Annotated in this window: 23 protein-coding genes; 4 read left to right on the top strand and 19 right to left on the bottom strand. The window is 73.4% G+C overall.

Going from position 1 to position 20,649, the window contains the following annotated elements:
- The first annotated feature begins 19 nt into the window (after positions 1 to 19).
- On the top strand, positions 20 to 286 hold the full coding sequence (locus AC067J_RS03170; RefSeq protein ID WP_478296223.1) for a protealysin inhibitor emfourin: 267 nt from the start codon (positions 20 to 22) through the stop codon (positions 284 to 286).
- Positions 287 to 376: 90 nt separating this feature from the next.
- Here the strand turns inward: AC067J_RS03170 and AC067J_RS03175 are convergent, their stop codons facing one another.
- The 16 genes from AC067J_RS03175 to hrcA form a co-directional block, all read right to left on the bottom strand.
- Entirely contained in the window at positions 377 to 1,090 is a 714-nt protein-coding gene (locus tag AC067J_RS03175; RefSeq protein ID WP_478296224.1) for an alpha/beta fold hydrolase, read from the bottom strand.
- A 46-nt stretch (positions 1,091 to 1,136) separates the two neighbouring features.
- The gene (era, locus tag AC067J_RS03180; protein ID WP_478296225.1) at positions 1,137 to 2,066 is read right to left on the bottom strand and encodes a GTPase Era; all 930 of its coding nucleotides are present in this window, start codon (positions 2,064 to 2,066) and stop codon (positions 1,137 to 1,139) included.
- A gap of 55 nt (positions 2,067 to 2,121) precedes the next feature.
- Positions 2,122 to 2,283 (bottom strand): hypothetical protein, encoded by a 162-nt coding sequence (locus AC067J_RS03185; RefSeq protein WP_327676766.1) that lies wholly within the window; start codon positions 2,281 to 2,283, stop codon positions 2,122 to 2,124.
- Positions 2,284 to 2,420: 137 nt separating this feature from the next.
- A complete protein-coding gene (locus AC067J_RS03190) occupies positions 2,421 to 2,774 on the bottom strand; it encodes a cytidine deaminase (protein ID WP_478296226.1) in 354 nt (117 codons plus the stop codon).
- Positions 2,775 to 2,809: 35 nt separating this feature from the next.
- The gene (locus AC067J_RS03195) at positions 2,810 to 3,349 is read right to left on the bottom strand and encodes a DUF4383 domain-containing protein (RefSeq protein ID WP_478296227.1); all 540 of its coding nucleotides are present in this window, start codon (positions 3,347 to 3,349) and stop codon (positions 2,810 to 2,812) included.
- A gap of 12 nt (positions 3,350 to 3,361) precedes the next feature.
- Positions 3,362 to 3,598 (bottom strand): hypothetical protein, encoded by a 237-nt coding sequence (locus AC067J_RS03200; RefSeq protein WP_478296228.1) that lies wholly within the window; start codon positions 3,596 to 3,598, stop codon positions 3,362 to 3,364.
- Positions 3,599 to 3,630: 32 nt separating this feature from the next.
- Positions 3,631 to 4,956: a hemolysin family protein gene (locus AC067J_RS03205; protein ID WP_478296229.1), complete on the bottom strand. Its 1,326-nt coding sequence runs from the start codon at positions 4,954 to 4,956 to the stop codon at positions 3,631 to 3,633.
- Positions 4,957 to 4,975: 19 nt separating this feature from the next.
- Positions 4,976 to 5,470 (bottom strand): rRNA maturation RNase YbeY, encoded by a 495-nt coding sequence (gene ybeY, locus AC067J_RS03210; protein WP_238741059.1) that lies wholly within the window; start codon positions 5,468 to 5,470, stop codon positions 4,976 to 4,978.
- A gap of 14 nt (positions 5,471 to 5,484) precedes the next feature.
- Positions 5,485 to 6,603, bottom strand: coding sequence for a PhoH family protein (locus AC067J_RS03215; protein ID WP_478296230.1), 1,119 nt, complete (start codon positions 6,601 to 6,603; stop codon positions 5,485 to 5,487).
- 230 nt (positions 6,604 to 6,833) lie between these two features.
- A complete protein-coding gene (locus AC067J_RS03220; RefSeq protein WP_478296231.1) occupies positions 6,834 to 7,757 on the bottom strand; it encodes a ribonuclease Z in 924 nt (307 codons plus the stop codon).
- A 4-nt stretch (positions 7,758 to 7,761) separates the two neighbouring features.
- Complete coding sequence (locus AC067J_RS03225) at positions 7,762 to 8,115, bottom strand: histidine triad nucleotide-binding protein (RefSeq protein WP_478296232.1); 354 nt, start codon at positions 8,113 to 8,115, stop codon at positions 7,762 to 7,764.
- 100 nt (positions 8,116 to 8,215) lie between these two features.
- A complete protein-coding gene (locus AC067J_RS03230; RefSeq protein WP_478296233.1) occupies positions 8,216 to 8,821 on the bottom strand; it encodes an RDD family protein in 606 nt (201 codons plus the stop codon).
- Positions 8,822 to 8,946: 125 nt separating this feature from the next.
- Positions 8,947 to 12,195: a S41 family peptidase gene (locus AC067J_RS03235; protein WP_478296234.1), complete on the bottom strand. Its 3,249-nt coding sequence runs from the start codon at positions 12,193 to 12,195 to the stop codon at positions 8,947 to 8,949.
- Between the two features lie 166 nt (positions 12,196 to 12,361).
- Positions 12,362 to 13,111 carry a 16S rRNA (uracil(1498)-N(3))-methyltransferase gene (locus tag AC067J_RS03240; protein ID WP_478296235.1) on the bottom strand — a complete coding sequence of 250 codons (750 nt, stop codon included), beginning with the start codon at positions 13,109 to 13,111 and terminating at the stop codon, positions 12,362 to 12,364.
- A 91-nt stretch (positions 13,112 to 13,202) separates the two neighbouring features.
- Positions 13,203 to 14,348, bottom strand: coding sequence for a molecular chaperone DnaJ (gene dnaJ / locus AC067J_RS03245; RefSeq protein ID WP_478296236.1), 1,146 nt, complete (start codon positions 14,346 to 14,348; stop codon positions 13,203 to 13,205).
- A 75-nt stretch (positions 14,349 to 14,423) separates the two neighbouring features.
- Positions 14,424 to 15,458, bottom strand: a complete 1,035-nt coding sequence (gene hrcA, locus AC067J_RS03250) for a heat-inducible transcriptional repressor HrcA (RefSeq protein WP_478296237.1) — start codon at positions 15,456 to 15,458, stop codon at positions 14,424 to 14,426.
- Positions 15,459 to 15,718: 260 nt separating this feature from the next.
- On the opposite strand from hrcA, the gene htpX reads away from it, so the two are divergent.
- The 3 genes from htpX to AC067J_RS03265 all read left to right on the top strand — a co-directional run bounded on the left by htpX (position 15,719) and on the right by AC067J_RS03265 (position 18,197).
- Positions 15,719 to 16,639, top strand: coding sequence for a zinc metalloprotease HtpX (htpX, locus tag AC067J_RS03255; RefSeq protein WP_478296238.1), 921 nt, complete (start codon positions 15,719 to 15,721; stop codon positions 16,637 to 16,639).
- A gap of 109 nt (positions 16,640 to 16,748) precedes the next feature.
- Positions 16,749 to 17,333, top strand: a complete 585-nt coding sequence (gene pspAB, locus AC067J_RS03260; protein ID WP_478296239.1) for a PspA-associated protein PspAB — start codon at positions 16,749 to 16,751, stop codon at positions 17,331 to 17,333.
- A gap of 30 nt (positions 17,334 to 17,363) precedes the next feature.
- Positions 17,364 to 18,197 carry a DUF3097 domain-containing protein gene (locus tag AC067J_RS03265; protein ID WP_478296240.1) on the top strand — a complete coding sequence of 278 codons (834 nt, stop codon included), beginning with the start codon at positions 17,364 to 17,366 and terminating at the stop codon, positions 18,195 to 18,197.
- Positions 18,198 to 18,203: 6 nt separating this feature from the next.
- Here AC067J_RS03265 and AC067J_RS03270 read toward each other — a convergent pair whose 3' ends face one another.
- Genes AC067J_RS03270 through hemW form a run of 3 tightly spaced genes read right to left on the bottom strand, consistent with a single transcriptional unit; the run spans position 18,204 to position 20,645 of the window.
- Positions 18,204 to 18,761 carry a Uma2 family endonuclease gene (locus AC067J_RS03270; RefSeq protein ID WP_478296241.1) on the bottom strand — a complete coding sequence of 186 codons (558 nt, stop codon included), beginning with the start codon at positions 18,759 to 18,761 and terminating at the stop codon, positions 18,204 to 18,206.
- Positions 18,762 to 18,819: 58 nt separating this feature from the next.
- The gene (locus tag AC067J_RS03275; protein ID WP_478296242.1) at positions 18,820 to 19,374 is read right to left on the bottom strand and encodes a Uma2 family endonuclease; all 555 of its coding nucleotides are present in this window, start codon (positions 19,372 to 19,374) and stop codon (positions 18,820 to 18,822) included.
- A gap of 41 nt (positions 19,375 to 19,415) precedes the next feature.
- Positions 19,416 to 20,645 (bottom strand): radical SAM family heme chaperone HemW, encoded by a 1,230-nt coding sequence (gene hemW, locus AC067J_RS03280; RefSeq protein ID WP_478296243.1) that lies wholly within the window; start codon positions 20,643 to 20,645, stop codon positions 19,416 to 19,418.
- Between the last annotated feature and the right edge of the window lie 4 nt (positions 20,646 to 20,649).

Consider the following 20,649-nt stretch of genomic DNA (forward strand, 5'->3'; position numbering starts at 1 on the left):
TGGTAGCACCATGGACACCATGCGCATCCAGGTGACCCGGACCGGCGGCTTCGCGGGACTCGTCCGCCACGCGGAGCTCGACACCACCGAGCGGGCGGACGCCCCGCATGTGCACGCGCTCGCCCGCGAGGCCGTCGCGGGCGGGCTGCGGTCCCCCTCGTACGGCGTACCGGACGGCTTCCACTACGAGATCACCGTCGACGGGCGGACGGTGCACTGCGCGGACCCGAAGCTCACCGAGTCGCAGCGCGAGCTGGTCTCCCTGGTGCTGCGCGAGGGCGCGTAGCCCCGTCCGGGCACCGGCGCGCGCGCCCGCACGGCAGGCGCCCCCGTCGGCGGCTCGGACCCGGTCTGCGGCTCAGACCCAGCCGGCGGCTCAGACCCAGCCGTCGAGCGAGGCCAGGAAGCCCGCGAGGTCGTCCCGGTGGATGGTGTGCCCGGCGCCGGCCACCGTGCGGAGCTCGTACCCGGCGCCGCGCAGCCGCTCGGCGTCCTCGGGCCCGATCAGGAAGCTCCGTTCGGGCAGCTGGACGAGCGAGGGTACCGCGGGGGCGCCGGGCAGGACGGCCGTCCCGTAGAAGTCGGCGAGGCCGAGCGCGCTGTCCGGGTCCCAGGCGGCCAGGGTGGCCACCTCGACGTCCACGTCGACCGCGTCCCAGCGCGGCGCGAGCGCGGCTATCTGCTCCCGGGTGGCCTGCTTGAAGTGGGTGAAGACGACCGGGTCGAACAGGTCGGCCTGGGCGAAGCACCAGGCCGGGTCGGAGTAGACCGCCCGGGCGGGCTTGAGCCGGTCGACCGCCCGCAGCAGGGCCAGCCCTCCGAGCGAGTGGCCGACGGCGAGGTCCGCCCCGGCCGGCAGGGTGTCCACCAGGTCCTCGGCCAGCCGGTCGGGGCCGTACCGGTCGGCCGGGGTGGCGCCCTCGCCGCGCGGGCTGGCGCCGTGGCCCCGCAGGTCCACGGCGATCACCCGGTAGCCGAGCCCGGCCAGCGCGGGACCGACCGTCCGCCAGGTGCGGTGGTCGGACATGATCCCGTGGACCAGCAGCGCGAGCCGGTCGCCGGTGCCCCACTCGTGGGTGTGCAGCTTCATTCCGGCCCCCCTGTCACCCGGTCCGGCCCCCTGTCGTCCGGACTGCTCAGAAGCCCAGCTTACGGAGCTGCTTCGGGTCCCGCTGCCAGTCCTTGGCGACCTTGACGTGCAGGTCCAGGAAGACCGGCGTGCCGAGCAGCGCCTCGATGTGCTTGCGGGCGGTGGTGCCGACGTGCTTGAGCCGGGCGCCCTTGGCCCCGATCACGATCGCCTTCTGGCTCTGCCGCTCGATGTAGACGTTGGCGTGGATGTCGAGCAGCGGGCGGTCCGCCGGGCGGCCCTCGCGCGGCAGCATCTCCTCGACGACGACCGCCAGCGAGTGCGGCAGCTCGTCCCGGACGCCCTCCAGCGCGGCCTCGCGGATCAGCTCGGCGACCATGATCTGCTCGGGCTCGTCGGTGAGGTCGCCGTCCGGGTAGAGCGGCATGCCCTCGGGGAGCAGCTTGGTGATCAGCTCGGCGACCAGCTCGACCTGCTTGTCGCCCACGGCGGACACCGGGATGATCTCGGCCCACTCGATGCCCAGCTCGACACCGAGCTGGTGGACGGCGATCAGCTGCTCGGCGAGCCGCTTGGAGTCGACCAGGTCGGTCTTGGTGACGATGGCCACCTTGGGGGTCTTCTTGATCTCGGCGAGTTCCTTGGCGATGAACTTGTCGCCGGGGCCGAGCTTCTGGTCGGCGGGCAGGCAGAAGCCGATCACGTCGACCTCGGCCCAGGTGGAGCGGACCAGGTCGTTGAGCCGCTCGCCGAGCAGGGTGCGCGGCTTGTGCAGGCCGGGGGTGTCGACCAGCACGAGCTGGGCGTCCGGGCGGTGCACGATGCCGCGCACGGTGTGCCGGGTGGTCTGCGGACGGTCGGAGGTGATCGCGACCTTCGTCCCCACCAGGGCGTTGGTCAGGGTCGACTTGCCCGCGTTGGGCCGGCCGACGAAGCACGCGAAGCCGGAGCGGTACGAGGAGGAAGGGGCACTCATGCGCCCCATTCTCCCTGATCACGGGGAGCGCGACGGACCGGGCCGCCCGGAGCGGTCACTTCTTGCCGCCGCCGAGGACCGAGGCGAGGCCCCAGACCAGCACGATCACCAGGAACGAGACCGAGCCCCAGAGCCAGAACGGCGAGCCGGTCTCCTGCCATTTGCCCATCCCCATCACGCCCAGCAGCAGTCCCGCGAAGAACGCGAACGGCCCCATCGCCCAGCCCCCTCACCGCAGCAACTCCCCCCGGTGAGATTATCTGCCGAGCCGGTACGACAGAGCGCCCGGGGTGTCCGCCCCCGGGCGCCCGGCGCACCACGTGCCGCCTTCGCGGGCCGCCCCGGCGAAGCCGCTCAGCGGGCCCCGACCGAGGCCCGCAGCACCCCGTCCGGCCCCGCCAGCAGCAGCGGCGTCCCGGCGCCCCCGAGGTCCCGGACGGCCGCCAGATCGGCCTCGGAGGGCTCCTCCGCCTCGCTCACCACGGCCGCGGCCTCCAGCGACTTCGCACCGCTGGCCACCGCCATCGCCACCGCCGTCTGCACCGCGCTGAGCCGCAGCGACTCCAGCGCGACCGTCCCGGCCACGTACGTCCGGCCGGTCTCGTCACGCACCGCGGCCCCCTCCGGGACGCCGTTGCGGGCGCGGGCGGAGCGGGCCAGGGTGATGATCTTCTTGTCTTCGGGGTCGAGTTCGACGATGTCACTCATGCCCAGGAGCATAGGCGCCCGTCACCGGCCCCGGATCAGTGCCCGATCGGGTTCGGCGGACCCGGCCGCATGACCTTCACGAAGGTCTTGGGACCGGACGGCATCGGCTCCTCGTCCTCGGCCCGCTTGCGCCAGTACGGGTTGTCGTGGGGCAGGTGGCTGCTGACCCGGCCGTACATGCCGAAGGTCGTGATCACCAGCCCGAAGACGAACGCGAACAGCACGTTGGACATCCGGAAGTTCAGGATGTTGGCGTCCGGCCGCCCCAGCACCGTCAGCCCGTAGAAGCCGGAGAGCACGAACAGCACGCCGACCACCATGTTCAGGTTCGAGGCGAAGTTGCCACCGATGACCGCACCGGCCACCAGGATCGCGCCCACCACGATGGAGAGGATGCTCAGCGCCCCGTTGGTCGACATCCCCGCGATGTCGCTCCCGCTGGTGGACAGGAAGCCCGGGTGGTCGGCCAGCCCGAGGCAGCCGAACACGATCAGGAAGATCCCGCCGAGCCCCGCACCGATCCGCCAGACCAGCAGCAGTTTGTGGTCGACGGGCAGTTCGTCTTGCAGCTTCATGGCGACCTCCGCCTAGCTGTAGGGGTGGCTTCCCTGCATGTGCGGCACCTCGTGCATGTACAGCGAGCCGCACTGCTGGCAGCACCGGAGCCCGGTCCCCCACTCCTGCTCCGGCCGTGTCTCGGCGTCCGCGGGCATGGTCCGGCCGCACAGGGCCGTGGCCGGATCACCGTCCCGCACCACGTGCCAGACCTTGACCCCGCCCGCCGTCCCCTGCGGGCCGTGCTCCGCGCGAAGTTGGTGAGTCATACCAACATCGTCGCCCCCGCCGGGCGGGAGCGCTACTCGCCGCCGGTCCGGGCCGCCCCGGCCTCCGTCCGGACCGGCGCGGCCACCACGGAGCCGATCCGGTTGCGGCGGCCGGCCGAGCTCTCCGCGGTCAGCCGGATCGCGGTCAGCCCGCCCGGGACCTCCTCCGGCAGCGGGATCTCGCAGGACGAACCGGGGATCGGCACCCGGCCCAGGTGCTTGGCCAGCAGCCCGCCCACGGTCTCGACGTCCTCGTCCTCCAGCTCGATCCCGAACAGCTCGCCCAGGTCCTCGACCAGCAGCCGCGCCGTGATCCGGTACGAGCCGTCCCCGAGGTCCTCGACCGGCGCGATCTCCCGGTCGTACTCGTCGGTGATCTCACCGACGATCTCCTCCAGGATGTCCTCGATGGTGACCAGGCCGGCGGTGCCGCCGTACTCGTCGATCACGATCGCCACGTGCGAGCGCATCTGCTGCATCTCGCGCAGCAGGTCGGCGGCCGGCTTGGAGTCCGGCACGAACACCGCCGGCCGCAGCACCGCGCCGACCTCGTCGGACTCGGAGTCCCGGTTGATGTGGGTGCGCCGCACCAGGTCCTTGAGGTAGACGATGCCGACCACGTCGTCCTCGTTGTCGCCGACCACCGGGATCCGCGAGAAGCCCGAGCGCAGCGCCAGGGTGAGCGCCTGCCGGACGGTCTTGTGCCGCTCGATCATCACCAGGTCGGTCCGCGGCACCATCACCTCGCGGACGATGGTGTCGCCCAGCTCGAAGACCGAGTGCACCATCCGGCGCTCCTCGTCCTCGATGACGTCGTTCTTCTCCGCGAGGTCGACCAGGGCCCGCAGCTCCGCCTCGGAGGCGAACGGGCCCTCCTTGTACCCCTTGCCGGGGGTGAGCGCGTTGCCGAGCAGGATCAGCAGCCGCGGGATCGGGCCGAGGATCCGGGCCAGCGGCAGCAGCACGAAGGAGGCGGCGGTCGCGGTGGAGAGCGGGTGCTGGCGCCCGATCGTGCGCGGCGAGACGCCGACCGCCACGAACGACACCAGCACCATCACACCGAACGCCAGCAGCACGGCCTGCCAGGTCGAGTCCAGGCTGCGGACGCAGACCACGGTGACCAGGACGGCCGCCGCCATCTCGCTGGCGACCCGGATCAGGGTGGCCAGGTTGAGGTAGCGGATCGGGTCGGAGGCCAGGGCCAGCAGCCGGGCCGAGCCCTTCCGGCCGGACCGGACGGCCTCCTCCGCGCGGAACCGGGAGACCCGGGAGATGCCCGCCTCGGCGCAGGCCGCCAGCCAGCCGAGCACGACCAGCAGCACGGCGCCGAGGATGAAACTCGTACTCTCACCACTCACAGGGGTTCGGGCTCCGCGCTCAGTGGGTGGTGGGGGCCGGCGAGATGCCGCCGAGGCCGCGCCCGGCCCGCCAGCCGTCGAGGATCGCCTTCTGGAGGCCGAACATCTCCTCCTCCTCGTCCGGCTCCTCGTGGTCGTACCCGAGCACGTGCAGCACGCCGTGGACGGTGAGCAGCTGCAGCTCCTCGTCCATCGAGTGCTTGGACGGGGCCGCCTTGCCCTGCTGCTCGGCGACCTCGGGGCAGAGCACGATGTCGCCGAGCAGCCCCTGCGGCAGCTCCTCGCCCTCCTTGCCCGGCCGCAGCTCGTCCATCGGGAACGACATCACGTCGGTCGGGCCGGGGAGGTCCATCCACTGGATGTGCAGCTCCTCCATCGCCGCACCGTCCACCAGGATCACGGACAGTTCGGACTGCGGGTGGATCCGCATCTTGTCCAGTGCGTAGCGGGCGACGTCGAGGATGGCTTCCTCATCGGCGTCCCAACCGGACTCGTTGGCGATGTCGATCGACATGACGGGCTGGTTACTCAGCTTTCGGTGCGATGGGACTGTCGGGGTGCGCGCGAGCCGCGCCGCTGGGCCTGCTTGGCCGGGAGCGGGCGCTCCTCGGCCTCCTGCCGGGCGTCCCAGCGCTCGTACGCGTCCACGATCCGGCCGACCAGCTTGTGGCGGACCACGTCGGTGCTGGTGAGGACGGAGAAGTGGATGTCGGGCACGTCGGCCAGGATCTCCTGGACGACCTTGAGGCCGCTGCGGGTGCCGCCCGGGAGGTCGATCTGGCTGGTGTCGCCGGTGACGACCACCCGGGAGTTGAACCCGAGGCGGGTGAGGAACATCTTCATCTGCTCGGGCGAGGTGTTCTGGGCCTCGTCCAGGATGATGAAGGCGTCGTTGAGGGTGCGGCCGCGCATGTAGGCGAGCGGGGCGACCTCGATGGTCCCGGCGGCCATCAGGCGCGGGATGGAGTCCGGGTCCATCATGTCGTGCAGCGCGTCGTACAGCGGGCGCAGGTACGGGTCGATCTTCTCGTAGAGGGTGCCGGGCAGGAAGCCCAGCCGCTCCCCCGCCTCGACGGCCGGACGGGTCAGGATGATCCGGTTGACCTCCTTGGCCTGGAGGGCCTGGACGGCCTTGGCCATCGCGAGGTAGGTCTTGCCGGTGCCGGCCGGGCCGAGCCCGAAGACGATGGTGTGCTTGTCGATCGCGTCGACGTAGCGCTGCTGGTTGAGGGTCTTGGGGCGGATGGTCCGGCCCCGGTTGGACAGGATGTTCGCGGTGAACACCTGCGACGGTGCCGGGCTGTCCGGGTCGTCCGCGGCGCTCCGGATCATGGCGATGGAGCGCTCCACGGCGTCCTCCGTCAGGGGTTGGCCGGTGCGCAGCACCAGCATCATCTCGGTGAAGAGCCGCTGGACGAGGGCGACCTCGGCGCGCTCCCCGGTGGCGGTCACCTCGTTGCCGCGGACGTGGATGTCGGCGGCGGGGAAGCCCCGCTCGATCACGCGCAGCAGCGAGTCCGCGGTGCCGAGCAGGGTGACCATCGGATGCTTCTCGGGGATGACGATCCGGGCGCTGGTGGAGCCGCCGTCGTCCGCCGGTTCGGGGCGCGACTGTCCGTTGGTACGGGTCTGCGATGTGTCACTCATAGGTCGGCGCTGGGGCCTGCCTCATCCCATCCGTGTCTCGTCGGTGCCGCTCGGTCTCTCCGGGGCACCAGGGTACGCCGCGCACGTGATCGCCGCGGCGGGCGGCGGGGCCGCACCCGACGATGCTCCGGCAGATCGGGAGGCGGCGCGAGCGGTTTTCCGAGCTGTTCACGGGCCGCTCGCAGCACCACCGCGACCGGCGTCGCGGCACTGCCGGTCCGCGCGGCCCTTCACGCGCGGTGCCGGGGCGGTACTGGTACCCGCGCCAGGTCCTCGGCAAGCACGATCGGGCCGTCGAAGTGCTTGCGGGCGTCGGCGAGGTGCTGCCCGAGGTCCGGGTAGCGCTGGGAGAAGTGGGTCAGCACCAGGGTCCGCGCACCGGCCTCCGCGGCGACCTTGCCCGCCTGGCCGGCGGTGAGGTGGCCGTGCTCCTCGGCCAGCCGCCCGTCGGCGTCGGTGAAGGTCGCCTCGATGACCAGCAGGTCCGCGCCCTCGGCCAGCTCGTGCACGCCCTCGCAGAGCCGGGTGTCCATCACGAAGGCGAACCGCTGGCCGGGCCGGGGCTCGCTGACCTCCTCCAGGGTGACCCGGCGGCCGTCCGCCTCGATCGCGCCCCGCTGCTGGAGCCGGCCGACGTCCGGACCGGAGATGCCCAGGTCGGCGAGGAGCCCGGGCACCAGCCGGCGGCCGTCCGGCTCGCTCAGCCGGTAGCCGAAGGACTCGACGGGGTGGGAGAGCCGGACGGCGTCCAGCGCGAACCGGGCGCCGGGCGCGGCCAGCGGCCCGGACTCCTCGATCGGGCGGGGGCGCAGCACGGCCGTCTCGTGGAAGGCGGTGGCGTGCCGCAGCCGCTCGAAGTAGACCTCGCCGGAAGCCGGGAAGTACACGTCGACCGGGTGCGGCACGCGGTCCAGGTTGATCCGCTGGATCACCCCGGCCAGGCCCAGGCTGTGGTCGCCGTGGAAGTGCGTGACGGCGATCCGGGTGAGCTGGGTGGCGGAGACCCCGGCGTGCAGCATCTGCCGCTGGGTCCCCTCGCCCGGGTCGAAGAGCAGCCCCTCGCCGTCCCAGCGCAGCAGGTAGCCGTTGTGGTTCCGGTGCCGGGTCGGGACCTGGCTCGCGGTGCCGAGGACGACGAGTTCGCGCTGCGACACGCGGCTAGACCATGCGCTCGGTCATCGACATGCCGCCGAGCACGTGGACGTGGGCGTGGAAGACGGTCTGCCCGGCACCGGCCCCGGTGTTGAAGATCAGCCGGTAGTCCGCGATGCCCTCGTCCGCGGCGACCCGGCCCGCCTCGGCGAGCAGCTCGCCGGCGATCTCCGGCTCGGCGTCGGCCAGCGCGGCGGCGTTCGGGTAGTGGACGTGCGGGATGACCAGCACGTGCACCGGGGCCTTCGGGGCGATGTCGCGGAAGGCGAGCACCCGGTCGGTCTTGCGCACCACGGTGGCCGGGATCTCGCCGGCCACGATCTTGCAGAACAGGCAGTCGGGCTGCGGCTCGCCGGCCATCGGGGTCTCCTCGCGGATTGTCGGTCGGGTTCTGGCTGGGTCTGGCGCGGAACCGGGCCCGGGCGTCGGGCCGGTGCCGGTCGGGGCGTACGGCGGCATGCTAGCCGAGCCGCGCCCCGGCCTGCTGGTACTCGCGCAGGTGCTTGCGGCGGACCACGCGGACCCCGACGGCGGTGCCCTCGGACTCCGGCTCCTCGGTGAGCAGCCCGACCACGACGATCACGAAGCCGAGCAGCCAGCGCTTGGTCAGCCGCCAGGTGCCCGGACGGCCGGCGTCCGCCCGGCGGACCGACCGGAGGGCCAGCAGGCCCTTGCCGAGGCTGAAGCCGGTGAGGCGGGTGAACAGCACCTGGTTGGTGAACGAGGCGGCGAGGAAGACGGCCGCCAGCGTGCCGAAGTAGGTGCCGACCGGGCCGTCGGGGCCGCTCGCCGCCTTGGCGGCGGCGAACCCGGCGGCGACGGCGGCCAGGGCGTCGGCGGTCGCCGCGAGGAACCGCCGGATGCTGCCCGCCTCCCGGGGGCGCGGCACCGCGGGCGGCGACGGCTGGGCCTGCGGCGGGTACGGGGCGGCGGCGTACTGCGGTACGCCGTACTGCGGCGGTCCGTACTGCGGTGGCCCGTACTGCGGTACGCCCTGCCGCGGCGCGCCGTACTGCGGTGGCCCGTACTGCGCCGGTGCCTGCGGCTGCGGGTACCCCTGTGCCATGTGCTCCCCCGTGAGCGGCCGGCCGGCCCGGGGCCGACCTTGATCGAGAACAGCCCCGCATCGTACCCGCCCCGCCCGGGGCCCGGGCGGGGCGGGAGGCCGGCCTCCCGCCCCGCCGGCCGGCGCTACGCCCAGGGCAGCTCCGGCGGCGTCTTCGCCGGGGTCAGCGCCAGCGTCTCCAGGGCGATCCGGACGCCCTCCGCGAGCTGCGGGTCCTCCCCCGCCGCCCACGCGTGCGGCGGCATCGGCACCTCGACGTCCGGGTCGACCCCGTGGTTCTCCAGGCCCCAGCCGCGCTGCTCGGACCAGAACGCGTACTTGGGCTGGGTCACCAGGGTGCCGTCCACCAGCGAGTACCGGCTGTCGATGCCGATCACCCCGCCCCAGGTGCGGGTGCCGACCACCGGGCCGATGCCGAGCGCCTGGATGGCGGCGTTGACGATGTCGCCGTCCGAGCCGGAGTACTCGTCGGCCAGCGCGACGACCGGCCCGCGCGGCGCGTCCTCCGGGTAGGGCGCCGGGTTGGCGACGTCCCGGGCGACGCCCCAGCCGACGATCCGCCGGGCCAGCTTCTCGATCACCAGCTGCGAGGTGTGGCCGCCCCGGTTGCCCCGGATGTCGACGATCACGCCCTCCCGGGCCATCTCCGAGCGCAGGTCGCGGTGGATCTGCGCCCAGCCGGTGGTCTGCATGTCGGGGATGTGCAGGTAGCCGAGCCGCCCGTCGGACAGCTCCCGGACGGCGGCCCGCCGGCCGGTCACCCAGTCGTGGTAGCGCAGCGCCTCGTCGTCGGCGAGCGGGACCACCACCGGGTGGCGCCGGTCGGTGCCGTCCTTGCCGGCCACGGTCAGCTCGACCGGCTGCCCGGCGGTGCCCGCCAGCAGCGGCGCCGGGCCGGTCACCGGGTCGACCGGGCGGCCGTTGACCGCCAGGACGGCGTCGCCGGGGCGGATCGCGGCGCCCGGCGCGGCCAGCGGCGAGCGGGCCCGCGGGTCGGAGGACTCGCCGGGCAGGATCCGGGCGATCCGCCAGGCGTCGCCGTCCTTGACCAGGTCGGCGCCCAGCAGGCCCTGCCGGCGGGCCGCCTCGGTGTGCAGGCCGTGCGGCAGCACGTAGGCGTGCGAGGTGCCCAGCTCGCCGTGCACCTCCCAGAGCAGGTCGACCAGGTCGTCGTGCGAGCCGATCCGCTCCACCAGCGGCCGGTACCGGGCCAGCACGCCGGCCCAGTCCACTCCGTCGAGGTCCGGGCGCCAGAAGTTGTCGCGCATCAGGCGGCCGTTCTCGTCGAACATCTGCCGCCACTCGGCGGCCGGGTCGACGGTCACCCGCAGCCGGGCGAGGTCGACGTCGATCTCGTCGTCCTCGCCGGAGGCCTTGTGGTCGGCGGGCACGATCCGCAGCTCGCCCTCGTCCAGGACGGCGAGCCGGGTCCCGTCGCCGCTCACCGCGAACGAGTCCAGGCCGTCCACCAGCTGCTCGGCCCGGCGCTTGCGGAGGTCGAACCGCTCCAGCGCGGGGCGCGGCCGCTCGTCCTCCAGCGAGGCCGCCTCGTCGCCGAGTTCGCCGACGAGCGGGACGCGCGTCCACAGCACGCCGTCCTTGGCGGCCCGCAGCGTGCCGAACCGGCCGCCCTCGACCGGGAACGGCACGATCCGGTCGGCGATGCCGTCCAGGTCGACCCGGGTGACCGGCGGCGCGTCGGCCGCGCCCTCCTCGCCGTCCGCCTTCTTGCCCCTGGGCTCGTCGTCCTCGCCGCCGACCGCCCGCCCCGCCAGCCGCGGCCCGAACGGGGACGGCGTGTCGGCGGCCAGCGTGATCAGGTACGGGCGGCAGCCGTTCGGGAAGGACAGGTCGAAGACGTGCGAGTCGTAGACCGGGTCGAAGTTGCGCACCGAGAGGAACGCCAGGTGGCGGCCGTCCGCGGTGAAGGCCGGCGAGGTGTCGATGAACCGTTGCGGGGTGGCCTCGGAGACCGTCCGGGTGGTCAGGTTGGCCAGCACGATCTGGCGCAGCGACCACGGTCCGAGGGCCGGCTGGGACCAGGCCAGCCAGGCCGAGTCGGGGCTGAACGCCAGGCCGCTGACCTCGCCGTCGGTGCTGTGCGCCAGCTCGTGGACGACGCCGTCGGCCAGGGCGACCAGCAGGACCCGGCCGTCGTGCGCGCCGACCGCCAGCTGCTTGCCGTCCGGCGAGACGAGCAGCGTCCGGACCCGGCCGAGCTTCCCCGCGGCCAGCCGGCGGCGCTCGGTGCCGAGCACGGCGGGCGCGTACTCGATCGCGTCCTCGCCCTCGGCGTCGGTCACCCAGACCACGCCCTGCCCGCCGTCCTCGCCCGAGCCCGGCACCACCCGGGCGAGCCGGCCCCGGACGCCCGGCGTCTCGTCCAGGACGCGGGCCGGGCCCTCCCGGTGGGTCAGCCAGTGCACGGTGCCGCGCACCACGACGGCGCCGGCCCGGCCGGTGCGGTCGGGGGCGGCGGTCTCCAGCCAGTGCGCGGCCGGCACCGGGCGCGGGCGGCGGCCGGTGCGCGGGCCCGCGAGCCGGACGTCCAGGCGGCGCGGCTCGGCGTCGGCCAGGTCCTCCAGCAGCCAGAGGTCGCCGGCGGCGTGCCAGGCCACCCGGGTGCCGTCGGTGGTGGCGTTGCGGGCGTAGAAGCCGTCCGGGGAGGAGGAGTGGCGGCGCAGGTCGGTGCCGTCCGGGAGGCTGGACCAGAGCGTGCCGACGCCCTCGTGGTCGGAGAGGAAGGCGATCCGGGACCGGCCCGGCTCCCCGACCCAGAGCGGCGAGTCGATGTTCCCGTCCAGCTCCTCGTGGATCCGGTCGAACCGGTCCGTGCCGATCCAGAGCCTGCCGGTCCGCCCGCCCCGGTAGCGCTTCCACCAGGCCGGCTCGACCCCGAACGCCGAGACCAGCAGCGCCCGGTCGCCGCCCGGCTCGAAGGACAGCCCGCCGACCGGGCCGTACGGCAGCCGCTCCGGCTCGCCGCCGTCCAGCGGCACCGCGTGGGCCCAGGTGCGGCGCAGCGAGGCCTGCCCGACGGCGGTGGTGGCGATCGGGCGGCCGTCCGGCGTCCAGCCGCGCAGCTGGGTCTGGGCGTCACCCCAGTGGGTCAGCCGCCGGGACGGTCCGCCGTCGACCGGGACGACGTGCACCTCGGGCGCGCCGTCCCTGGTGGAGGTGTAGGCGACGTGCCGGCCGTCCGGGGAGAATCTGGGCCGGCGGACCGGGAGGTGATCGGCCGTCAGTCTCCAGGCCCGGCCGCCGTCCAGCGGGGCGAGCCACACGTCGTTCTCGGCGACGAAGGTGACGAGGTCGCCGTGGAGGTGCGGGTGGCGCAGGTAGGCGCCGGCAGGGATGCTTTCGGGTTCGCTCACACCGCCAGCCTAGGCACCGATGCCGCGGCCACGCCCGGTTTTCCGCCGACCGCGCCCCGCCGGGGGACCGTCCGCCGGCGCCGCCCACCGGGGCCGCCCGTTCCCCGGCCCGGCGGGGCCCCGCCGGGCCGTCCCGCGTCCAGGCCCGCGTCCCGGCCCGGGCGGCTCAGCTCCAGCGGCCGGTGCGGCCCAGCAGCAGGGCCCCGGCCGCCACCCCCGCCGTCGAGGTGCGCAGCACGGACGGGCCGAGCCGGAACGGCTTCGCGCCGGCCTCGGCGAAGGCGGCCAGCTCCTCCGGGGAGACCCCGCCCTCGGGACCGACCACCAGCACGAGGTCCCCGGCCCCCGGCAGCACCGCCCCGGCCAGCGGTTCGGCCCCCTCCTCGTGCAGCACGGCCGCGAACGCGGCGCCGGCCAGCACCGGGGCCAGCTGCCGGGTGGTCATCGGGTCGCGGACCTCGGGGAACCGCAGCCGGCGGGACTGCTTGCCCGCCTCCCGCGCGGTGGCGCGCCACTTGGCGAGCGCCTTGGCACCGCGCTCGCCCTTCCACTGGGTGATGCAGCGGGACGCCGACCACGGGATCACCACGTCCACGCCGACCTCGGTCATGGTCTCCACGGCCAGCTCGCCGCGGTCGCCCTTGGGCAGGGCCTGGACCACGACGATCCGCGGCGCCGGCTCGGGCTCGCGGCGCACGACCTGCACGGCCACGTCGACCGCGTCCTTGCCGTGCACCGCCGCGACGGTGCCGTCCACCCCGAGGCCGAGGCCGTCGGCCAGGGTCACGGCCTCGCCCGCCTCCAGCCGCTTCACGGCGGCCGCGTGCCGCCCCTCCGGCCCGTCCAGCCGGACCAGCGCGCCGGGAGCGGCGGCGGCGATCCGCTCGGTCTCGACGACGAACACGGGCGCGGTCATGGGGTCTTCCTCCGGAGTGGGTCGGGCGGTGGAACGACGGCGCCCGGCGCCCCCGGACGGTGTGTCGCGGGGGTGCCGGGCGCCGGAGCCGTCAGCGGCCGTTGAAGGCGTCCTTCAGCCGGGAGAACAGCCCCTGCTGCCCGGGCGCGAACTGGCCGGACGGCCGCTCCTCGCCGCGCAGCACCGCGAGGCGGCGCAGCAGCTCCTCCTGCTCGGCGTCGAGCTTGGTGGGCGTCTGCACCTCGACGTGCACTATCAGGTCGCCCCGGCCGCCGCCGCGCAGGTGGGTGATGCCGCGGCCGTGCAGCGGGATCGACTGGCCGGACTGGGTGCCGGGCCGGATGTCGACCTCCTCCAGCCCGTCGAGCGTCTGCAGCGGCACCTGGGTGCCGAGCGAGGCGGCCGTCATCGGGATGGTGACGGTGCAGTGCAGGTCGTCGCCGCGCCGCTGGAACACCGTGTGGCTGGTCTCGGCGATCTCGACGTAGAGGTCGCCGGCCGGGCCGCCGCCGGGGCCGACCTCGCCCTCGCCGGCCAACTGGATCCGGGTGCCGTTGTCGACACCGGCGGGGATCTTGACCGTCAGGGTGCGGCGGGCGCGGACCCGGCCGTCGCCGGCGCACTCCGGGCACGGGGTCGGCACGACGGTGCCGAAGCCCTGGCACTGCGGGCAGGGGCGGGAGGTCATGACCTGGCCCAGGAAGGACCGGGTGACCTGGGAGACCTCGCCCTTGCCGCGACACATGTCACAGGTCTGCGCGGAGGTGCCGGGGGCCGCGCCCTCGCCGCTGCAGGTGGTGCAGGTGACGGCCGTGTCGACCTGGAGCTCCTTGGTGGTGCCGAAGGCGGCCTCCTCCAGGGTGATCTCCAGCCGGATCATGGCGTCCTGGCCGCGCCGGGTCCGCGAGCGCGGGCCGCGCTGGCCGGAGGCCGCGCCGAAGAAGGCGTCCATGATGTCGGAGAAGCCGAAGCCCGCCGCGCCCGCGCCGAAGCCGCCCGGCCCGCCCGCGCCGCCGTTCGGCGACAGCGGGTCGCCGCCGAGGTCGTAGACCTGGCGCTTCTGCGGATCGGAGAGCACCTCGTAGGCGGCGTTGATCTCCTTGAACCGCTCCTGCGTCTTCGGGTCCGGGTTGACGTCCGGGTGCAGTTCGCGTGCCAGGCGCCGGAACGCCTTCTTGATCTCGTCCTGCCCCGCATCCCGTCGGACGCCGAGTACCGCGTAGTAGTCCGTGGCCACCAAATGCTCCGCTTGTTCCGCCTGTAGAAGTGCTTGCGACTGGAACCACCGCCAGGGTCCTGGCGGTGGCCTTTCCTACGACTCGGCCAGGATCTGGCCCACGTACCGTGCCACCGCTCGCACCGCCCCCATTGTGCCCGGATAGTCCATCCGGGTCGGACCGATCACACCCAGTTTGGCCACGCTCTCGTCGCCCGAACCGTAACCGACCGAGACGACGGAGGTGGAATTGAGGCCCTCGTAGGCGTTCTCGCGCCCGATCCGGACCGTCATCCCGGCGTCCGCGGTCTCACCCAGGAGGCGGAGCAGGATGACCTGCTCCTCCAGTGCCTCCAGCACCGGCTGGATGGTCAACGGGAAGTCGTGGCCGAAACGGGTCAGGTTGGCCGTGCCGGCCAGCATGATCCGTTCCTCGTTCTGCTCGGCGAGCGCCTCGAAGAGCGTCGCCAGGACCGTCGAGACGGTCGGCCGGTCACCCGCCTCGAACTGGGCGGGCAGGTCCTCCAGCAGCCCCGGGACGTCGGGCAGCCGCTGTCCGGCGGCCCGCGCGTTGATCCGGGCCCGGAGGTCCGCAAGGACGGTCTCGCCGACCGCCCCCGGGCAGTCCACCATCCGCTGCTCGACCCGGCCGGTGTTGGTGATCAGGACCAGCATCACCTTGGCCGGGGCCAGCGCGACCAGCTCGATGTGCCGCACGGTGGAACGGGAGAGCGAGGGGTACTGCACCACAGCGACCTGGCGGGTCAGCTGGGCGAGCAGCCGGACCGTACGGGCGACCACGTCGTCGAGGTCGACCGCCCCGTCCAGGAAGTGCCGGATCGCCCGCCGCTCGGGCGCGCTCATCGGCTTCACCTCCGCCAGCCGGTCCACGAACAGGCGGTACCCCTTGTCGGTGGGGATGCGCCCGGCGCTGGTGTGCGGCTGGTGGATGTAGCCGTCCTCCTCCAGCGCGGCCATGTCGTTGCGGACGGTCGCCGGGGAGACCCCGAGGTTGTGCCGCTCCACCAGGGCCTTGGAACCCACCGGCTCCTCGGTCCCCACGTAGTCCTGGACGATCGCGCGAAGCACCGCGAGCTTGCGGTCGTCCAGCTGGCGGACCTCACCGGCCATGGGCACGCACCTCCGTCTTCACGCGTTGTCCGTTGTGACACGTGTCCGTTTCGAGTCGCTTCGGCCCCCTCTGGGAGGGCCCGGGCTTGGCACTCGGAACACACGAGTGCCAGAACCGTACCTGCCAGTGTAAGGCCCGGGTCCGACCTCAGGAACGGCCCGGCCGGGGTGATCCTGCCCGCAGTTCGCGGCGCGCGGGTGATGCCGCGGGCCCGGCCGGGTGGCAGCATCGAAAGCGGACGGCGAACGGAGGACCAGCGATGTCGACCTCGGGCCACCACACCCGCTTCGCACCCGACCGCGGCCTGACCGGCCGGATGGTCGGCACGATGTTCGTGATCGGGCTGCTGTACGTCGGATTCACCGGCCTGCTGATCGTGCTGCTGCGCGGCGCCTGGCCGATCATCGTCCTGATCTCCGGCGGCCTGTTCGTCGCCCAGTTCTGGTTCAGCGACCGGATCACCGAACGCGCCATGGGCGCCCACCGCGTCACCCCCGAGCAGTACCCCCAGCTGCACGGCACCGTCGACCGGCTCTGCGCGCTGGCCGACATGCCCAAACCCCGGGTGGCGGTCGCCGACAACGACATGCCGAACGCCTTCGCCACCGGCCGCAACCCGAAGAACGCGGTGGTCTGCGTCACCACCGGGCTGCTGCGCCGGCTGGAGCCCGAGGAACTGGAGGGCGTGCTCGCCCACGAGCTGTCGCACGTCGCCCACCGGGACGTCGCCGTGATGACGATCGCCGGCTTCCTCGGCGTCCTCGCCGGGGCCATGACCCGGATCGCCATGTACGGCGGGTTCATGGGCGGCGCCCGCAACAGCAACGACTCCAACGCCGCGCTCGCCGCCCTGGTCATCCCGCTGGTGTCGATCGTGGTCTACGCGATCAGCTTCCTGCTGACCAGGCTGCTCTCCCGCTACCGGGAGCTGGCCGCCGACCGGGCCGCCGCCCAGCTCACCGGCCGCCCCAGCGCGCTGGCGTCGGCGCTCACCAAGGTGACCGGCCAGATCGCCGCCATCCCGACCAAGGACCTGCGCCAGTCGCAGGCCTACAACGCCTTCTACTTCGCCCCCGCGCTGAACGCCCGGGAGACCGCCGCCCAGCTGTTCTCCACCCACCCGACGCTGGAGAAGCGGCTGGAGCAGCTGGCGGAGATCTCCACCCGGCTCGGCCACTGATCGGCCACCGATCAGCCGCGGATCGGCCGCCGATCGGCCGCTGAACCGCCTCCACCGAACCGCCTCCTCGTGAACCGCCTCCTCCGGGAGGGGAGGGAAAGGGACCACCGTGGGAATCCTGGACGCCCTGTTCGGCCGCACCAAGCCCGTCAAGCCCGACCTCGACCAGCTGTTCGGCGTGCCCTCCGCCGCGCTCACCCTGGAGGCGGCGGCCGGGTTCCGGCCCACCGGTGTCGGGTCGGTCTGCTTCGCCTCGGTGGAGGGCGGGGCGTTCGGCGAGGTCGAACGGCAGGTCCGGGCCCTCCTGGACGCCGACACCGAACGCGGCGGCGTCCCCGTCGAGGCGTCCAAGGACACCTACGGCTACTCCTGGCTGCTGGCCCGGCACACGCCCGGGGAGCTGCCGGAGCTGGTCAACGACCTGCACGCGGTCAACAGCGAGCTGGAGGCGAACGGCTTCGGGCCGCAGCTGCTCTGCTCGCTGGTCGCCTTCCGCAACGAGACGGGCCGGCCGCTGGCCCTCGTGTACCTGTACAAGCGGGGCACCTTCTACCCCTTCGCGCCGGTGCCGGGCGGCGGCGAGAAGCGCGACAGCCCGCTGGAACTGCAGGTCAACGCGCTGCTCGGGAACGACCTGCGGCTGGAGAAGGACCTCACCCGCTGGTTCCCGGTCTGGGGCGCGCCGGGTCTCTGACCCTCCGTCGGTCTTCCCTATAGTCGCTGCATGCGCAGCCGCCAGTACGGACCCGACCTGACCCCGCCGTGGAAGAAGCAGCAGCCCGCCCCCGAGGTCGCCGCCGAGCGCGACCTGGTGGTCGAGGAGGCGGCGACCGGCTTCTGCGGGGCCGTGGTGCGCTGCGAGCGGACCGCCGAGGGGTTCACCGTCACCCTGGAGGACCGGTTCGGCAAGCACCGGGTCTTCCCGCTGGTCCCGCGCGGCTTCCTGCTGGAGGGCCGCGTCGTCACCCTGGTCCGGCCCGCCGCGGCCGCGCCGGCGCCCTCCCGCGCTCCCGGCCGCACCGCGTCCGGCTCGGTCGCCGTGCCCGGCGCCCGGGCCCGGGTGGCCCGCGAGTCCCGGATCTACGTCGAGGGCCGGCACGACGCCGAGCTGGTCGAACGGGTCTGGGGCGACGACCTGCGGATCGAGGGCGTGGTGGTCGAGTACCTGGAGGGCGTCGACGACCTGCCCGCGATCGTCGCCGACTTCGCCCCCGGCCCGGGCCGGCGCCTCGGCGTCCTGGTCGACCACCTGCTCCCCGGCACCAAGGAGCACCGGATCGCCGCCCGGGTCACCGGCGAGGCGGTCCTCGTGGTGGGGCACCCGTACGTGGACGTCTGGCAGGCCGTGAAGCCGTCCAGCGTGGGCATCCCGGGCTGGCCCGCCGTCCCGCGCGGCGAGGAGTGGAAGGAGGGCGTCTGCCGCCGCCTCGGCTGGCCGGTGGACACCCCCGCCGCCTGGAAGCGCATCCTCGCCTCGGTGGACTCCTACCGTGACCTGGAGCCGGACCTGCTCGGCCGGGTCGAGGAACTCATCGACTTCGTGACGCTGCCGGAGTGAGGCGGATCAGACGTACCGCTGGAAGTCGGCCGTGTCCAGCGTGACGCCGAGCAGGTCGACCGGGACGGGATCGCCGAACTTGCTGGTCCGCTCGGACATGTAGTGCGGCTGCCCGGCCCCGGAACCCCGGTCCAGCTCGGTCAGCAGCACGCACTGCCCCTCGATCGGATCGACGATCAGGTAGGCGGGGATCACGCCCTCGGCGTACATCTCCCGCTTGGTCCGGTAGTCCCGGTCGACGCTGGTCCTGGACACGACCTCGACCACCAGGGTGACCGAGGGCGACGGCAGCAGTCGGCCGTGTTCCTCGACCGCGCCTCGTTCGAAGACGACCAGGTCCGGCTGCGGTTCGCTGGCCTGGCCGGGGACCGCCAGGTCCTGCGTGGTGAGCGGACGCCACCGGTCGTAGGGAATCTGGTGCTGGATCGCCAGGACGATGAGGTTGTGGACCATGTCCGGCCCCGCCGTCATCACGATTTCCCCCCTGATGAGCTCGGCCTTGACACCCTCCGGAACCTCTAGGTTCTCGAAGATCCCGGTCATCCGGTCATCGATGGCGGTCATCGCACGCTCCCTCCGACGGCTGGCGGCCCGGAGGGTCAGAACCGCGCGGCTGCTGGTGTCACACCGTTCCGAAATCTCCGGTGTCGAGCGTGATGCCCAGGCGTTCCAGCGGAATCGGGTCGCCGAACTTCGTGGTGCGCTCGGACCAGTAGTCCGGCACGCCCGAGGCCGTCGACTCCATCGGCTCGGTCAGCAGCACGCACTGGCCCTTGATCGGATCGATGATCAGGTAGACCGGGATCGGCCCTCCCGCGTACATCTCCCGCTTGACGTGGTAGTCGCGATGGGCGCTGGTCCTGGACACGACCTCGACGGCCATCGTCACCGCTGGCGCGGGGATCAACCGACCAGGCCCCTCGACCGCGCCTCGCTCGATCACCACCAGGTCCGGCTGTGGCTCACTGGCCTCGCGGGGGAACGCCACATCCTGGGTCTGGAGCCGGTGCCAGCGGGCGCGGGGGATCTGGTCGACGATCCCCTCGACGATGAGGTTGTGGACCATGTCCGGCCCCGCCGTCATCACGATTTCCCCCCTGATGAGCTCGGCCTTGACACCCTCCGGAACCTCTAGGTTCTCGAAGATCCCGGTCATCCGGTCATCGATGGCGGTCATCGCACGCTCCCTCCGACGGCTGACACCCACGTTAACGAACGTCAGTCCACCAGGTCACGCACGACCGCGTCGGCCAGCAGGCGCCCCCGGAGGGTGAGGACCGCGCGGCCGGCGGCGTGCGGGGCGGCGTCGAGGAGGCCGTCGGCGAGGTGCTGCCGCGCGGCCTTCAGGCCGGTCTCCGTCAGCAGGTCCAGCGGGATGCCCCCGGCGAGGCGCAGCTCCAGCAGGATCCGCTCGACCCGGCGGTCCTCGGCGGTGAGCCGCTCCCGGCCCTGGGCGGGGGTGCGCCGCTCGGCGAGGGCCTGCGCGTAGGCGGCCGGGTGCTTGGCGTTCCACCAGCGGACGCCGCCGACGTGGCTGTGCGCGCCGGGGCCCGCGCCCCACCAGTCGCCGCCGGTCCAGTAGAGCTCGTTGTGGCGGCAGCGGCCCTCGGGGGTGGTGGACCAGTTGGAGACCTCGTACCAGGAGTAGCCGGCGGCGGTGAGCGCCTCCTCGGCGATCAGGTAGCGGTCGGCGTGCACGTCGTCGTCGATCATCGGCAGCTCGCCGCGCTTGACCCGGGCGGCGAGCTTCGTGCCGTCCTCGACGATCAGCGAGTACGCGGAGACGTGGTCCGGCGCGGCGCCGATCGCGGCGTCCAGGGAGGCCCGCCAGTCGTCGTCGGACTCGCCGGGCGTGCCGTAGATCAGGTCGAGGTTGACGTGCTCGAAGCCGGCGGCGCGAGCCTCGGCGACGCAGGCCTCGGGGCGGCCGGGGGTGTGGTGGCGGTCGAGCAGCCGCAGGACGTGCGGCCGGGCGCTCTGCATGCCGAAGGAGACCCGGTTGTAGCCGCCCTCGCGCAGTTCGGCCAGGTACGCCGGGTCGACCGACTCCGGGTTGGCCTCGGTGGTCACCTCGGCGCCGGCGGCGAGCCCGAACTCCTCGCGGATCGCGGCGAGCATCCGCACCAGGTCGGCGGCGGGCAGCAGGGTGGGGGTGCCGCCGCCGAGGAAGACGGTCCGCACCGGCAGGTCGGCGTCCCCCAGCACCTGCCGGGCGTGGCGGATCTCGGCGACCACGTTGTCGGCGTACGTCTCCTGCGAGGCGACGGCGCCCGAGGAGCGCAGCTCGGTGGCGGTGTACGTGTTGAAGTCGCAGTAGCCGCAGCGGCTCGCGCAGTAGGGCACGTGCAGGTAGAAGCCGAACGGCCGGGAGCCCAGTCCGTCGAGCGCGGATGCGGGCAGGGAACCGTCGGACGGCACCGGTTCGCCGTCGGGGAGTGCGGAGGGCATGACC

The sequence above is a fragment of the Kitasatospora sp. NPDC042419 genome, assembly GCF_056437345.1.